Here is a 16,679-nt window from a genome sequence, read left to right as displayed (position 1 = left end):
GTACGGCAGACAAAGCCGTGACGAGCGAAGGGCGGAGTGTACGGTAGTACATGAGCACTGGAGTGAGGAAACAATGCCGTCAGACGTAGAATTAACCAGTAAGAATTTGCTTGGTGACAATAGCATTGTGGTCCCACCTGATCCCATCCCGAACTCAGAAGTGAAACGCAATCGCGCCGATGGTAGTGTGGGGTCTCCCCATGTGAGAGTAGGTCATCGCCAAGCGCCTAACATTCTCGTAAAGAGAGCAAGAAGCCAGCTGAATAAGCTGGCTTTTTTGTTTTTCGCGTTTCCATTTTAACGTTCAATTCTTCAAGCTTATGTTTGAGTTTAGATTCCCAGCTCTTATCCCGTAGATTCTATTATTTAGTCTAAAATAGCGGCACTTCTATTAAGTCTTTTTGCTTAGTAACGGGTTTCCCGTTAGCATACAGGGCGCCCATTTCTTTATTTAAGACATTTAGCAACCAATGCTTCGCAAACTCTCGCTCGCAGTATTGATACCAGTATGCATGCTAACACTTTATTTGGTGTTGGTTACGGCTGAGTATTTTTATGAGAGTGAGTTGGTGCGAAATGAATTAGCTGACCGCCAAGTCAGCCAGATCAAGCAGCAGTTATTACGTATGCAAGCCGTGGTGCAATCGGCGCAAGCATTACAAGACATAGAACGGATCGAGCAGGAAGTCTCTCTGGCGACCTTGGATATGAACGTCATGGTTTATATCTTATTGGACGCCAATAGCCTGATCCGCTTTGCAAATCATACAGTTTGGCGTGATAGCAATGCCATTGAAGTCATCGATGGATATGATGTGGTTCAGCATCATGCGGTGGTGCAATCTGGTCAGGCGAATATTTTTGTTAATCCTAAAAGGTTATCTATTCAAGCTTATTATCCTGTGGACGCTCAATATCCCGGCGCCACAGAGCTGGTCTATCTCGAGTCGGATTTAGCGCCTCTAGTTGCGAGAGCTTCTACCGAGTTACAACAAAGATTTATGCGTGTCTGGGGGCTTGGGGCGCTGCTGTTAATCGGTTTTACCTTCGTTTTATATTATCTGCTGATCCGCCCATTCAAGATGTTGAGTCAATCGGCCAAGCATGTCGGTACTCCAGAATTCTCAACTCAAGTGCCTTGGAGCGCGTCCGAGGTTTTATCCCTACAGACGAGTCTGCAACAGGTTCATGAGCGCTTAGCGCGAGCCGTCAAGCAGCTAAATGATAGTGAGCAACGTTGGTTGTTTGCGGTCGAAGGCTCGCGTAACGGTATTTGGGATTGGGATATTCGGACTGGTGAGGTGTTTTTGTCTGATCGCTGGAAGGAAATGATCGGCTATCAGCCCGACGAACTCGAAGGTGCATTCCAGACTTGGGAGAGCCGTTTGCATCCCGATGATAGACAAACCGTGTTGGACTGTCTGCAGGAATACGTCAGCGGCAAGACAAAAGAATTTGAGAGTGTGCATCGTTTACTGCATCGCGATGGCCATTATGTCTGGGTATTCGACCGTGGCATGTTGGTTGATTGGGATCATCTCGGTCGCCCCACTCGCATGATTGGTATTCATGTGGATGTGTCTGAGAGTGAGCGAAACCATGCCGCGATCGCCGAGTTGGTTAAGCAATCTGAGACTGGCCATAGGATGCTCCCCGAAGCCTTTATGCTGCAGTTGTCCCAATATATTAGCCAGCGAAGCAGCACTGGTCACTGGGACGCCTTGTTATTACTTAACGTTGAAACTCATACTGTTAGTAATACGCTAACCTCCCATGAGCTTGAACGATTATTATCGCAACTGAGTGCGAGGCTCTCGAGTTATTTTGCTGAAAATATTGTGATATCCCATATAGAGCTTGATCAGTTTGCAATTTTGATCAAAGAGTTGGCGGCTGACGCTAAGATGGCTGGTCGGCGCGCATTGGCACTCGCGACTGAGTTAAGGCATATAGCATCGCGTCCATTTCATCATGCTGACCAGAGTGTCAACTTCAGCACCAATATTGGTATTTGCTTATTGGATTCGATTGAAACGATCGTGCCTGAGATTGCACTGCGCCGCGCCAAATTAGCGATGCAACATGCTCACTCGTTCGAGCAGGCCGGCTGTGCCTTCTATCATCCTGATTTAGAAAATATTCAAGATCCCGAATTGTCGTTATGCCAGCAACTAAAGCGTGCGATTACAGACAATCAGTTGTCATTGATGTTCCAGCCTGTTGTGGATATGCAAGGAAAGATAGTCGCTGCCGAAGTCTTATCCCGTTGGCATTTAGCCAACGGTGATATTATCCCCGTCGCTAAGTTTATTGGCCTCGCCGAGCGCCATGGTCTGATTGCATCACTCGATTTAAATGTTGCTACGCGCGTTTGCCAGTTGATTAAACAATTTAAACAGCAGGGCATTAGCCTGCCACGTTTAACTCTGAATATCAGTACCTTCTCTTTCTGCCAAGCTGATTTCGTCGAGCAATTAGTTGCGTTAACCCGTCGCTACGAGCTGGATGACAATCAGCTGGGTATTGAGTTAACCGAGAGTGCATTACTAACATCTGCCTCCTTTATTCAGCCGAGGATCAGTCTGCTCGCGGAAGCTGGGGTTGCGATAACACTAGATAACTTTGGTGCGGGACAGGGCGCCTTGAGTTGCTTGCGTCACTATCCCTTGAATGAGGTGAAGCTCGATTTACATTGTGCCGCTAACTTAACGACGGATACGAGCTGGAGCCAAGCGCTGATTCAGTCGGTACAAGCCTTTAACTTGTCTATTGTGGCCAAAGGCGTCGAATCACCGCAGCAACAGCAACTCTTTAGCCGCTTAGGTTGTACCCATTTCCAAGGCTACAATATTGCGCGTGCCTTAAGTGTTAATGACTTTAAACAGCTTGTTTGTCCACGTCCCTTGTTGCGTAGCGTTTAAAAAAGTCGAGCGCGTAATTAAGCGCTTGATTACGGTAGCTATCTTTCTCCATAAAAATCTCATGGGCAGCCCCTGCAATCACCTTTAATTGGCAATTTGAGCTTACCGCCAGATTTTGTGCGGCATTGTCGACGATCTTATCCTCACTGGCTTGCAGGATCAGAATAGGCGTGCGGATATGTGCTGTGGCCAATACACAGGCATCGGCCGCATCTAAAGATTCAGTCAACCAGCGGTTAGTGGGTGAGCCTAATTGCAGCTTTGGCGCCGCATCGTACAACTCTCGGTAGGCTTGATAACGACTCTGGCAATGGGTGAGATCATTGCCCTTAAAAGGAGCGGCCTTATAGTTTTGCCCGCTGAGGACATAGTTAGGTTCCCCGCCGTTGAGACTGGCATCGAGCTTACTCGCAAGCCAACGAACAAACCCTTTCGGCATAGGTAACTTAATGCCGTACATGGGGGCGGAGAATGCCGCCGCCGTAAACACATCCGGATGTTGTTTGAGATACAAGGTACCGATGGCGCCGCCCATGGAATGCCCGAGCAAGAACAGTGGCGAAGTGGCATGTTTGAGTACAACGGTTTGCATAAACAGGGCAAAGTCGTCGATATAGTCGTTGAACCGTCTCACGTGGCCTTGATGGGGATTGGCCGTCATGCGACTTGATAATCCCTGGCCGCGGTGATCGATAGCAAATACCGAATAGCCTTGCTGGTACAAATCAAAAACGAGTTCTTGATACTTTAAGTAGGACTCAACCCGGCCACTGCTGATGACTATGCTGGCATGGGCCTTGGGGTGTTTGACCATCATGTAGGCCAAGGTTAATCCATCGGGCGTTTTGAGTGTGTCTTGGACAACGGTTTGCCAGAAGGCTTGCTGTTCAGAAGTATTTAAATCGTGTTCCGTTGAAAAAGCTACCTTGGAAAACTCTTCCCTTGGAAAGTTTAGGGGCGTTTGGCTCATACTCTGTCGCGCATCTCGGGCAAAAAGGTTTGCTAGAGTGTATCAGAGAACTGGGGCGGGCAGGAAAGGGAGCAGGAAAATACCCGCTCCCTTGGGATGAGCTTAAATCGCGGCTTTTTGCGCTTCGATAAAGTCGTTTATTTGCTGCTCCAGCACCGACATAGGCACAGAACCATTTTCTAATACCGCGTCGTGGAAGGCGCGAATATCAAATTTATCGCCTAAGGCTTGCTCGGCTTTCACGCGCAGGCGTTTAATGGTGAGCTCACCAATCTTGTAGGAGAGCGCTTGCCCTGGCCAGGTAATGTAGCGGTCAATCTCAGTGGTCACATTGTGGAGCGATAACGCCGTGTTGCTCGCCATAAACTCGATGGCTTGTTCTCGACTCCAACCTTGGGCGTGCATCCCCGTATCGACAACGAGACGAGCGGCGCGCCACATCTCGTAAGTGAGGCGTCCAAAGTTACTGTAAGGGTCTTGATAGAATCCCGCTTCTAAGCCTAAGTACTCGCTATACAATCCCCAACCTTCACCAAAGGCCGAAATATAGCTGTAGCGACGAAAATCGGGCAATGAGCTCAGTTCGGAGTTAAGTGAAATCTGCAGATGATGCCCGGGCACGGCTTCGTGCAGCGTTAGCGCTTCGAGTTCATAGAGCGGGCGCTTATCTAAGGCGTAGGTATTAACCCAGTAGTAACCCGGCTCGTCATCACGATTAGAGCCTGAATAACGGCCTGAAGTGTATTTAGGGGCGATTTCGGCAGGCACTGGCGCGATACCATAGGGTTTTCGCGGCAATTTACCAAAATATTTAGGTAACATGGCATCTGCTTTTTTGGCAATAAAGGCCGCTTCCTTCAGGAGCTGATCCGCACTAGTAGTATAAAACTGGGGATCGGTTCGTAAGAAATGTAAAAAGTCGGCAAAGCTGCCTTTAAAGCCAACAGACTTAATGACTTGCTCCATTTCCTGACGGATACGCTTCACTTCTTTTAAACCAAGCTCGTGCACTTCGGCCGAGGTCATATTTAAGGTCGTGTAGTAACGAACGCGGTTTTCATAGAAGGCATCACCATCGGGTAAGCTGTTGGCGGCAATATTTTCCCGAGTGTTGGGCATATACTCATGAGTCATAAAATCATAAAAAGCCTGATAGGTTGGGAGCACATTCTGCTCGACCGATGCTCGGCCTTCTTGGGTCAGTTGCGCTCTTTGCGCCTCAGTAAAGTGGCTTGGGTATTGAGTAAAAGGCTTGAAATAACTACTTTTCTCTACCGGTAAGATGTATGCACTAATGCTGTTTTCAAATCCCTTAAGCGTGGCTTTAGGGGGCGTAATCCCTTCCTTTAAGCCTTGTTTTAACCAATGGGTTTGCTGGGCAAAATAGGTCGGTAGTGCCTTGAGCTTACCTAGGTAGTTTTGGTAATCCTCTAGAGTGTTGAACCGCCCTTGCGCAATGGAAGATATATAGGCGTGGAAGCCACTCTCTGCGGTGATCGGCAGGTAGTAATCCTTGTATTTATACAGGTCGACCTCATTTTGGATCTGATCTTCGAGGATTTGGGCGTTGATTTTATCCTCTTTACTCAGTTTGCTGCGATCCAGTGCTTTCAATTGGGCGAGAATGGCCATTTGTCCCTGATTGAGCTTAGCTAAGGCTTCGGGAGACAGATCTTGCAGTTTACCCGCAGCACTCTTATCCCCCATTCCATAGGCCATTTCAGGGCTGGCACTGAGTTGGAGTTGCCAACTTTGATCCACTATTGCTTGCAGTGCTGGGGCCATAGTCTTGGCCGTGGACTGCGCAACGGCTACCGTTGTTTGTTTGGTGGATTCGATTGGGGGCTGAACCGCGCTACAGGCACTAAGTGCGCAAATCAGTAAGCTTGGGGTAAAGAGTTTATGCATGATTTATCTCGGATATTTTCGTTGTTATTGAGGTCATTATGCCTGAGGTTTTCCCCAGATTGTTGTACGCATATTAAGCAGAATTGTGACTGAATGTGAATTTAAATCCCGAGGTCTGTTAAGTGACACCAAAGAATGCGTGTTAAACTTAGGGTCCGCCCTAGACCAAATAACAAAAGCATTGGCTGGGTAGTTCACATAGGGGTTAATTATGATCAATACATCCATTCCATTGGTGGATTTGCATCGTCACTTAGATGGTAACGTGCGAGTGAACACCATTTGGGAACTCGGACACCAACACGGCATTGCTTTACCTGCCGATTCTTTAGAGACTCTCGCGCCATTTGTACAAATTCAGGGGAAAGAAACCAGCTTAGTCGCCTTCTTGAAGAAGCTTGACTGGATGGTGGCAGTTCTAGCTGATTTAGATGCGGTAAAACGTGTCGCCTATGAAAACGTGGCCGATGCGGCGTTATCTGGCCTTGATTATGCGGAGCTGCGTTTTAGCCCATATTACATGGCGATGAACCATAAACTACCGATTGAAGGTGTGGTTGAAGCGGTTATCGACGGGGTGAAAGCGGGCCTGAAAGATTACCAAGTTAAAATCAATCTTATCGGGATTATGTCGCGCTCATTCGGCCAAGCTGCTTGTACTCAGGAGCTTGAAGGCCTGCTCGCCCATAAACAACATTTAGTCGCGATGGATTTAGCCGGCGATGAGCTGGGTTTCCCTGGCGAATTGTTTAACGAACACTTTAAGCGGGTGCGAGACGCGGGCTTAGCCATTACCGCCCATGCGGGGGAAGCGGCCGGTTCACAAAGTATGTGGCAAGCGATTCAGGAGCTGGGTGCAACACGTATCGGCCATGGTGTGAATGCGATACACGATCCTAAGCTGATGGAATATCTCGCTAAACACCGTATCGGGATCGAATCTTGCCCAACCAGCAACCTGCACACCTCGACCGTGTCTTCCTATGCAGAACATCCCTTCAGAACCTTTATGGATGCCGGTGTGTTGATAAGCCTTAACACCGATGATCCGGGTGTGAGTGCGATCGATATCAAGCATGAATACCGCATTGCTAAGTCTGAACTGAGACTAAGCGATGCTGAGCTGGCTCAGGTGCAACGCAACGGGGTGGAAATGGCGTTTTTATCCGAGAGCGAGCGCAAGGCGCTGTATGCGGCTAAAGCTTAAGTAAGCGGCTCTTTTGCCCAATAAAAAAATCCGACATTAGAGTCGGATTTTTTATTGGAGATGCGTCAGTGTTAGATCACACGGGAGAACTGTTGTTGACGCGCTTTTTGACGGTAGTAAAGGTCGAAGCACATACAGATATTGCGGATCAACAGACGGCCAGTGGGGCTGATGGTGATCTTTCTGTCGGTGACGTCGACTAACTTATCATCGATAAAGGTTTGCAGCAGTTTTAAGTCTTCGGCGAAGTATTCCTCAAACTTAATACCCAGTTTTTCGTCCATTTTTGCCATATCTAAATCGAAGTGGCAGATCAGTTGTTTGATCACGACACGGCGGATTTCGTCGTCACGGTTCAGACTACAGCCTTTCCACAGCGCGTGGCCGTCTTTGTCGATGGCTTCGTAGTAAGGACGAATGTCCTTCTGATTTTGCGCATAACAATCGCCGATTTGGCTGATTGAAGACACGCCCAGACCGAGCAGGTCGCATTCTTCTTGGGTGGTATAACCCTGGAAGTTGCGATGCAATTTACCTTCGCGTTGCAACTTAGCCAGCTCATCGTCGGGCTTCGCGAAGTGGTCCATGCCGATGTACTGATAACCCGCGCCAGTTAAAGTTTCGATCGTTTGATGCAACATCTCGAGTTTTTGTTTTGGCGAAGGTAAATGTTCATCTTTAATCTTACGCTGCGCGGCAAAACGCGCGGGTAAATGAGCATAGTTGAACACGGATAGACGATCGGGCGACAGGTCTAACACGCGCTGCATGGTGGCGGCGAATGTTTCGGGTGTCTGATGTGGCAGACCGTAAATTAAGTCGATATTGGTTGAGACAAATCCCATGGCCTTGGCTTTGGCCATTAAATCGAAAATAAATTGCTCGTCCTGCTCACGGTTAACCGCGACTTGTACTTCTTTATTGAAGTCTTGCACCCCGATAGAAATGCGGTTAAAGCCCGCTTCTTTCAAGGTATCTAGCATTGAAAGCTCAATCTCACGCGGGTCAACTTCGATAGAGAACTCACCTTCAGCGGCAAAGTTAAAATTAGCCTTGATTAAGTCGGTTAACTTCAGAATTTGCTCGGGATTTAAGAAGGTTGGAGTGCCGCCGCCCCAGTGCATTTGGGTGACTGTGTAGTGCTTAAACAGTGGAGCGCGCTTAATAATTTCGTGGCTTAAATACTCGATATATTGATCGGCCTTGTGGGCGTGGCGAGTGATAACTTTATTACAGCCACAGTAGTAGCAAAGTTTGGCGCAGAAGGGGATGTGAATGTACAGCGACAGTTTGTCGCTCTTACTGCTTTCAATCGCCGTTAACAGGTTTTGTTCAGTGAATGAATCATCGAACTCCAGCGCCGTTGGGTAAGAAGTGTAACGGGGACCGCTGTAGTTATATTTTTCGATCATAGACTGATCCCAGCTTATCTGAGTGGGCTGCTTCAAGGCGTGTCCTCCGAGGGTAAATTAGCAACAAGCGAAGTATGCAAGGTTCTTAGCCAAATAACCTTGATCTAGGTTGTAAAAATGATGTCTGTCCTTTTAGAAGTTACGCAATATCTATGAAAAAGGAGCCAATGTCTGTTGTTTTTTGGAGGTTTTGTGCACAGGCTCACGGGAAGCCGTACTCTGTGTGGGAAAAGAAATGCGGGAGCGATTGGGCCTCAAAGCCAAGGTTTGGCCTTGAGGCTAATGTCGTCAGCTTAATGTGGGGCTTTTAATTGATAATTTGAGAGCTTTTTGGCATCGGCGGTAATACCCTCGGCCAGTTCAGCTTCAGATTTCATGCGGACAAAATCGAGCTTCATCCGTTCTTGCTTTGGCAGGGCTTGGCGAGCTTCCATAATTGGATGATCTTTAATCAGCTCAAAGTGTTGGAAGAATGCTGGGAACTCAGGTGCCACGCGCTCGCTTAAGGATAAAATTTCAAATAAACGGCCAATCCTCACCACACCTTCAGAGATTTCGCAGCGGTCGTCAATCATGGCGGTGGCGATATAACGAATATCTTCTAGTACTTGGGCGCGCTTCGCGTTAGCAGCCGCTTCACGCTCGGCAGTGAGCGCTTGTTGGCGTTGTTTCTGTTGCTTGAGCTTGAGAAGTAAGAAAGTGGCGTAACTACTGAGGGCAACAATGATGATAAAACCAAGCAGGATAAGAGTGGTAGACACGTAAACTCCTTGTTTAGACCGCATAAAAACAAAGGCTGAACGCTTTGTTTTTATGCATATTCTAAGATTTAAAACTTATCTTGATAATCTTTTAGCAGGTCGGCACCCGATTCAAAGCGATCGAACAGGTCATCATCTGAATCGACTTTAGATTTTTTCGCTGGTGCTTCATCTTCTAACTCATCGCTGAGACCCAGTTTAATCATCAGGGCTTCAATCTTGTTCAGCTGCTGATCTAACCATTGTTGGTCGTCATTGCTTAAGTTACGGCCTTCTTCCAGCATATCGAGTAACTGGTTCAGTCTTGGATCTTCTTCCAGCTTCAACAGTTTTTGCTCGTCAGTTAACTTAGGTTGCTTAACCTTTGGTGTGGCTGGCTTTTCAGTGGCTGTTGGCAAAGTTAATACCACAGGCTTTTTGCTGCCATGGCGAGGATCTTTCTTCTGTGCAGCCTTTTTCTGTGGTGCTTGAGCCTGGATCAGCGCCTCATTATGACGACTGCCAGACTTGTTGCCTTTTTCGGCGCGCTTGCCTGTGACTTCTGCACGGTCCTGCTTTTTCACTCTTGGCTGTAATTTAGGGCTATTATCGCCGCCCTTGCGTGTTTTCTTGCTACGAGACATGATTTTCTCAATTGTTTACAACGTGTGGCCTAGCCGATACGGGATCGACTCGGTACTAAATTCGGTCGGCTGTTATACCAGATTATGATGTTTTTTGCATCAAAACGAGGTCTTTTGCGGCAAATAATAGTTCAAAATCGCTATTGCTTGCCAAGTATTCAAAAGTTTGTCTTTGGTAAAAACTCACATGGGTGAGATTGTTTTTATAATGCCACTTAGCAAAGCCTTCTAAATCAATTAATAAGGGAGTGCTAATCGCTAACCAACCGCCTGGCTTGAGTAAACGGGTCAGTAAGCTCCATTCTCTGCTGGGGTGCTGGAAGTGTTCAAATACTCGGTAGCAGCAAATAAAATCATACTCTTGTTTTAGGGGTTCGTGGTCTGGCGCGAAGAAAGGGTCATATTGCTTAAAAGTATGTCCCGCCGATTCAATAGTCGCCAGACTAGTTTGATCAAGCACGCGTCCAAAATTTAAGCCTGTGAGGCTACCTTTTTGCTGCAATTGTATTTGTGTCAGTAGCGGTAAAATAAATTGCGAGAGTTGGCGCTGTTTGGCGGCAATCCGCGAGCGGCCATAACGCTGTTTTTCTGCCGCGGGAGGAAGGTGACTATTTGCGTCGGCAAAGGTGAGTCCACATGTCTGGCAAACATAAAAACACCGCTTTTTGTCCTGTAAGAACAACTGTGTTTGAGTGCTATGACAAAGGGGACATCTGCGCATTGAATCAACTAGAAAAGTATTAAGGTCTTGATTGTAACAATTATATTGCTGAAGTGCACTTTCTAGGCTTAGTGTTTTCTGGCGGGTAATCATAAAGAAAAAAGGCGGCAGTTAAACTGCCGCCTTACAAACGGTGCATTAGGCACCCTATTCTGATTCCAAGTATCCTTACTTGCTATGCGACTTTCCCGGTCGGTATCCATCTTTTTTTTACTGCTTTCCCTGCATCATTTTAGTTATCGGTCTTCCAGACACTTAATTAGTTTCTGTCGCCATCCTGACCACAGTTTCCGTAGATGGTCTCAAGACACATCTTTATTACAGCGTCATCAATGACGTTAAGTTAACCATCCATGTTGCTTGAAGTACCTTCCAGTGATAACAAGCTTCCAGCCAGTGCATCCAAAGCTATTAGCTTCCTTTGCTACAGTTCGAATCATTCAAACTGTGTCCTGATGGGGCAAGTTACCCTGAGTGTAAGGCGTTTTGCTTATCGCAAATTGGCGTTATCGGCCATCCCTTACAAAAATGTACTGACCGGGATTTCAAGACGAAATCACTACTCTTATTATTATTAGAGAGTGGTCTTAGTTATATTATTGTTATTGAGAGTCTTTATTCTTATATCTTGAATGTTAATTATACCGAAATCTGCAAGTTATTATTAATTTATTTGTACAAACAGATGGGTTTATCTCGGTACGGGGCTTATTAAACCCAAATCTGTGATCTATGTCAAGCACGAATCTTTATCAGTTTACGTTAACGTAAACTATGTGGCAGTAAAAAAGGGTGACAATGCACCCTTTCTCTTCGTTAAGACCTATTTCAGGCTAGCGATATACTTAGATAAGGCTTCGATATCACTGTCGCTTAACTTTTTCGCGACATCTTGCATCATGCCATTGAGGTCGTTGTGACGGCCAGCATCGCGGAACTTAGTCAGTTGGATCTTGATGTAGTTAGCGTGTTGGCCGGCTAATGCAGGGAAGCCAGCAGACTCTGCACCTTTAGCATCTGGGCCATGACATGCCATACATGCAGTGATGCCGCGTGACACGTCGCCACCTTTGTAAAGTTTTGCACCTAGCTCAGGAACATCTTTCGCCTCAGCAACTTGAATTGCTTGGCTAGAGAAATAAGCGCTGATATCCAGAATATCTTGATCGCTTAGAGGCATTGCCATACCACTCATGATAGGATCCATACGACCATCTTTACCGCCAGATTGTGCAGCACTACGGAAATCATGTAGTTGCTTTTGGAGGTATGTGGCGTGTTGGCCCGCAAGCTTAGGGTACATATCGATCATACTGTTACCGTCCATGCCGTGACAGGCAGAACAAACGATAACTTTAGTTTTTCCCGCTTCAGCATTACCTTCAGCAATCGCAGGTGAAGATATGGCGGCAACTACAACAGACAGCGCAAGAGCTAACTTTTTCATGGCGTTCCAACTTCTGGTTAAGATTATTATCCTGAGCTTACTAGGGTGACCCGCAAGCGTGGTAAAATATGTTTAATGTGATCGGGGTAATATTTTACACGAAAACGTGGAAAAGTAAGCAATTCTTCATAAATTATGGTATTGCGCAGTAAATATATTGGAGTAAATAGTGACTGAATCTCATATAGATTTTCGCAGGGCGAAGTTTTTAATCAGTGCACCTGACATTGCACATTTGGATCAATATCTGCCCGGCGACGTTGGTGTTGAGATTGCTTTTGCTGGTCGCTCCAATGCCGGAAAATCGAGTGCGCTCAATGCATTAACTGAGCAGAAAAACTTGGCGCGTACCAGTAAAACGCCGGGCCGCACTCAGCTAATTAACGTATTTGAACTCGATGCGCAGCGCCGATTAGTCGATTTACCGGGTTACGGCTTTGCCCAAGTGCCTTTAGCCATGAAATTAAAGTGGCAACAATCCCTCGGCGAATATTTGCAGAAGCGTGCATGCTTAAGTGGCGTTGTGGTATTGATGGATATTCGTCATCCGTTAAAAGATTTGGATATGCAGATGATCGAATGGGCGGTTGCGAGTGAAATTCCAGTACTCGCATTACTGACTAAGTCCGATAAATTGGCGCAAAGCGCGAAGATGAAAACCGTGAACGAAGTGCGTAAAGCGCTGGTTGAGTTTGGTGATTGGGTACAGGTTGAGCCTTTTTCTGCGCTCAAGGGCACGGGCAAACCTAAAGTGCTTAGTATCTTAAATGAATGGTGTCATCCGCAATGGTTGGCCGATGAGTTAGAAAACCAAGACGACGCTGAGTAAGCCTTTTGCTTTATGGTCGGATGCCATTAGCGCATTCGGCCATCTTCCCCTGCAATATCCCCTTATAAAACATCGATTTCACCCCGCAAATTTTGGGCAAAAAAATAGCCGATAACATTAGTCACCGGCCAAAATTTTAGCTCTTTTGGGGAGAAGCTAAATTCAACAAGACTCAAGCACCATCAAATTACCTTCAATGGTTCTCAATGAAGACAGCATACATCGAATTTACCTTTTATTAAAGTAAATACTCTAAAATTTACTCGCCTTTGTTGAAATCATCCCGAGACCGAAAAAAGAGCAAAAAAAAGCCCCAGCAAACAAGTTGCTGGGGCGCCAGAATTTGGCTCGTCACTATAAGTGAAATAAAGGTCTGAAAGATAGAACATCTTAACCTCTGTACCCTACGCAGAGAATAATACGCTATTTATCTCTAAATGGAAAACAGTTTTTTTGAAAAAGTGATAATTGTGTGCGGTAGATCTCAAGTTTTAGGTGAAAAAACCAGCGGTGTTTGATCTGATATTTTCACAAAAGACATTTAAACCACTGATTTCGCTAAATTGACCGTATTTTTAGTACAGAACTGATCAATTCTTCAGATTTAATGTTTTTACTCTATTTTGGTGATTGTTCTGGGTTGTATCCATCAGCGAACGATTGTTTAGGCTTGTATGGAGTGTCACGCGGATAGCTGGTTGTGGTTATGCCGGCGTTGAAGCTGCGAGAATTGAGGGGGAGATTGTATTTAGTGACTGAGAACATTGTGCGGTGAGTCAAATGCAGCTTCCCGCTCTTGAGGGGGGGGAGCCATCAGGGTATTCGCCTGAGTAAACAACCTCTCCTCATCTTGTTCTCTGCAGCGTTGATTTTTACGGCACCTAAGAGTTGCACCAAATATAAAGGCCCATTCTGTAACGAATGAGCCTTAGTAAGTGTTAGCAACGAGTGTTAGAAGCTCAGTCTAGCGTTTGAATGCTAGTGGGCTTGGTCCCAGTTATCGCCAATACCAGCTTCTGCCAGAAGTTCCACGTCCAGATTGGCCGCTTTTGCCATGAGTTCACACACCTTGAGCTTGAGAGTTTCGGCTTTATCGGCATCGACTTCGAATACTAATTCGTCGTGGACTTGCATGATCATTGCGATTTCACCTTGGGTATCGGTTTTTATCCAATCGGCAATGCTGATCATGGCTTTTTTAATGATATCCGCAGCGGTGCCTTGCATTGGGGCGTTAATCGCGGCTCTTTCTGCTGCTTGGCGGCGCATTGCATTGCGGTCGCGAATTTCGGGTAAATACAGGCGGCGCCCAAATAACGTAGAGACATAGCCAAGTTCTGCTGCACTGGCTCGTGTTTCTTCCATATACCTTAATACGCCTGGATAGCGAGCGAAGTAAGTGTCGATGTAAGTTTGTGCCTCGTTGCGGGGAATGTCGAGCTGACGCGCCAATCCAAAGGCGGACATGCCATAGATAAGGCCAAAGTTAACGGCTTTGGCGCGGCGACGCTGCTCCGAGGTGACGCTGTCAAAGTCGGTGCCAAATACTTCGGCGGCGGTGGCTCTGTGAATGTCTTTACCTTCAGCGAAGGCTTTGAGTAAGCCCGCATCTTGGGATAAATGCGCCATGATCCGTAATTCAATCTGCGAATAGTCGGCGGCCAAAATCTTACGTCCTTGAGGCGCAATAAAGGCTTGGCGAATACGGCGACCTTCCTCGGTGCGGATAGGAATATTCTGTAGGTTTGGTTCGCTCGAGGACAAACGCCCCGTTGCCGCGTTGGCCTGATGGTAGCTTGTGTGTACTCGACCCGTTTTCGCGTTCACCATTAGAGGGAGCTTGTCGGTGTAAGTACTCTTTAGCTTGGTTAGGCTTCTATGCTCAAGGATCACTTTAGGCAGAGGGAAATCCAATGCCAACTCAACCAGTACTTCTTCCGCGGTAGAGGGGGCGCCCTTAGGGGTTTTTTTGATGACCGGATAACCCAGCTTTTCAAAAAACAGCACTTGTAGTTGCTTTGGTGAGCTTAAATTGAATTTTTCACCTGCAATATCATAAGCTTTTGTTTCTAACTCATCGATTTTGCGGGCAAGTTCATCACTCTGTTGGCCGAGCAACATACTATCGATAAACACACCTTGGCGTTCAATATCGGACAGTATTTGGATCAGCGGCAGTTCAATATCGGTAAAGACCGAGGCTAATTCGGTCTCTTTTTCGAGTCTTGGCCACAAATGTTGATGTAGACGTAGGGTTATATCGGCATCTTCCGCCGCATAAGGGGCTGCTGTTTCCAACTGAATTTGGTTGAAGGTCAGCTGTTTAGCACCTTTACCTGCGATATCTTCAAAGGCGATATTTTTATGGCCTAGGTATTTAAGCGCCAACCCATCCATATCATGGCGTGAGGCGACCGAGTTAAACACATAGGATTCGAGCATAGTGTCGAATACCACACCTTGGAGTTGTATGCCTGCATTTGCCAATACGCTGATATCATATTTCAGGTTTTGACCGACTTTTTTGAGCTTGGCGTCTTCGAGTATCGGGCGCAGTTTTTCGAGTGCAGTTTGCTTGTCTAATTGTTGAGGCGCGCCAACATAATCGTGGGCTAAGGGCAGATAAGCGGCTTTACCGGCTTCAACAGCAAAGGACAGGCCAACCAATTCCGCAACCATATAGTCGAGACTGGTGGTCTCGGTATCCACGGCCATTAATGGCGCTTGCTTGAGTTTGGCAATCCACTCATCGAGCTGAGCTTCGGTCAGAATCGTATCGTATTGGGTTTCAATCGTGACGCTGGGCGCTGTTTCTTCTTGGGTTTCTGTCGTTTCGACTTTTGCTGCGGCTGTCGTTGGCGCCTTATTATCTAAGACTTCGGCAAGCCAGCGTTTAAATTCCATTTCGCCATAGCATTTGATCAGCTCATCCCTGTCTGCGGGTTTGGCTTCGAGTTCATGCCAATCTTGTTCGAGCTCAACATCGGTTTTAATGGTGGCAAGCTCATAGGACAGTTTTAGCATGTCGGCATTGTCGATGATTTTCGCCGCCATGGTTTTTGCGCCCCTAAAGCCTAATTCGGTGACTTTTTCGGGCTCTGCAAGCAAATTGGCGACACTACCCGCCCCTGTGAGCATAGCTAATGCGGTTTTTTCGCCTACGCCGGGTAAACCGGGAATGTTATCTGCCTTGTCGCCCATCAACGCCAAGAAATCGATAATTCTGTCTGGGCCAACACCATATTTAGCCGCAACCTCTTCAGGACCCATGATGGTATCTGTCATGGTGTTGATCAGCGTGATATTTTCATCAACCAGCTGCGCCATGTCTTTATCACCAGTGCTGATGAGTACAGCGCGGTTTTCGCGGCTCGCTTGGCGAGCGATTGTGCCGATAACATCGTCCGCCTCAACACCAGGAATAGAGATTAAGGGCAGGCCTAAGGCACGGATAATACGGTGTAGTGGTTCAATTTGTGAGCGCAGGTCATCCGGCATAGGCGGGCGATGTGCCTTGTATTCTTCATATAAGTCATTGCGGAAGGTTTTGCCTTTAGCGTCGAACACCACAGCGATATGGCTAGGTTGATAACGGCTTAATAAACTGCGGAGCATATTCACTACGCCATAAACAGCACCAGTAGCTTCGCCCTTTGAGTTTGTCAGGTGAGGAGGCGCATAATAGGCGCGATATAAATAAGAAGATCCATCCACAAGGACAAGTGGGTTATTGGCTATGGTAGGCATAAGTAATTTTCGTTTATCGATGACTTAGATGGCGGTAAGCATGCCACAGATACGGTATTTCAGCCACGGCAAATTGACTCTCAGCCTGTGGATAACTCTGTGAGTGAAAAAGTCAACTGTGAATAATGGCGAT

11 protein-coding genes and 1 rRNA gene are annotated in these 16,679 nt (G+C 46.8%); 4 read left to right on the top strand and 8 right to left on the bottom strand.

All coding sequences use genetic code 11. From position 1 onward, the window contains the following. Positions 1–109 precede the first annotated feature (109 nt). Together rrf and SHEWMR4_RS20415 are read left to right on the top strand one after the other, a co-directional pair. Positions 110–225: ribosomal RNA gene (gene rrf / locus SHEWMR4_RS20420) — 5S ribosomal RNA — on the top strand. 245 nt (positions 226–470) lie between these two features. Further along, entirely contained in the window at positions 471–2,921 is a 2,451-nt protein-coding gene (locus SHEWMR4_RS20415) for an EAL domain-containing protein (protein ID WP_011624636.1), read from the top strand. Here SHEWMR4_RS20415 and SHEWMR4_RS20410 read toward each other — a convergent pair. Beyond that, complete coding sequence (locus SHEWMR4_RS20410; RefSeq protein ID WP_011624635.1) at positions 2,878–3,891, bottom strand: alpha/beta fold hydrolase; 1,014 nt, start codon at positions 3,889–3,891, stop codon at positions 2,878–2,880. The genes SHEWMR4_RS20415 and SHEWMR4_RS20410 overlap by 44 nt on opposite strands. 102 nt (positions 3,892–3,993) lie before the next feature. Beyond that, a complete protein-coding gene (locus SHEWMR4_RS20405) occupies positions 3,994–5,799 on the bottom strand; it encodes a DUF885 domain-containing protein (RefSeq protein ID WP_011624634.1) in 1,806 nt (601 codons plus the stop codon). Between the two features lie 211 nt (positions 5,800–6,010). Here SHEWMR4_RS20405 and add point away from each other — a divergent pair, with 211 nt between their 5' ends. Further along, positions 6,011–7,006, top strand: coding sequence for an adenosine deaminase (gene add / locus SHEWMR4_RS20400; protein WP_011624633.1), 996 nt, complete (start codon positions 6,011–6,013; stop codon positions 7,004–7,006). Positions 7,007–7,077: 71 nt separating this feature from the next. Here add and hemN read toward each other — a convergent pair whose 3' ends face one another. The 5 genes from hemN to SHEWMR4_RS20375 all read right to left on the bottom strand — a co-directional run bounded on the left by hemN (position 7,078) and on the right by SHEWMR4_RS20375 (position 11,970). Then, positions 7,078–8,454, bottom strand: coding sequence for an oxygen-independent coproporphyrinogen III oxidase (gene hemN / locus SHEWMR4_RS20395; RefSeq protein WP_083757955.1), 1,377 nt, complete (start codon positions 8,452–8,454; stop codon positions 7,078–7,080). A gap of 257 nt (positions 8,455–8,711) precedes the next feature. After that, positions 8,712–9,179, bottom strand: coding sequence for a DUF2489 domain-containing protein (locus tag SHEWMR4_RS20390; protein ID WP_011624631.1), 468 nt, complete (start codon positions 9,177–9,179; stop codon positions 8,712–8,714). A gap of 68 nt (positions 9,180–9,247) precedes the next feature. Continuing rightward, a complete protein-coding gene (gene yihI / locus SHEWMR4_RS20385; protein ID WP_011624630.1) occupies positions 9,248–9,802 on the bottom strand; it encodes a Der GTPase-activating protein YihI in 555 nt (184 codons plus the stop codon). 82 nt (positions 9,803–9,884) lie between these two features. Beyond that, entirely contained in the window at positions 9,885–10,523 is a 639-nt protein-coding gene (locus SHEWMR4_RS20380) for a class I SAM-dependent methyltransferase (RefSeq protein WP_011624629.1), read from the bottom strand. A gap of 823 nt (positions 10,524–11,346) precedes the next feature. Further along, positions 11,347–11,970 (bottom strand): c-type cytochrome, encoded by a 624-nt coding sequence (locus SHEWMR4_RS20375; protein WP_011624628.1) that lies wholly within the window; start codon positions 11,968–11,970, stop codon positions 11,347–11,349. Positions 11,971–12,139: 169 nt separating this feature from the next. Between SHEWMR4_RS20375 and yihA the strand changes: the two genes are divergently transcribed. Continuing rightward, positions 12,140–12,799 (top strand): ribosome biogenesis GTP-binding protein YihA/YsxC, encoded by a 660-nt coding sequence (gene yihA, locus SHEWMR4_RS20370; RefSeq protein ID WP_011624627.1) that lies wholly within the window; start codon positions 12,140–12,142, stop codon positions 12,797–12,799. 978 nt (positions 12,800–13,777) lie between these two features. Here the strand turns inward: yihA and polA are convergent. Continuing rightward, complete coding sequence (polA, locus tag SHEWMR4_RS20365; RefSeq protein WP_011624626.1) at positions 13,778–16,546, bottom strand: DNA polymerase I; 2,769 nt, start codon at positions 16,544–16,546, stop codon at positions 13,778–13,780. Positions 16,547–16,679 lie beyond the last annotated feature (133 nt).

It is taken from the genome of Shewanella sp. MR-4 (assembly GCF_000014685.1).
Classification (GTDB): domain Bacteria; phylum Pseudomonadota; class Gammaproteobacteria; order Enterobacterales; family Shewanellaceae; genus Shewanella.
The sequence above is the reverse complement of the archived record's forward strand: the minus strand, read 5'-3'. Positions and strand labels throughout refer to the sequence as shown.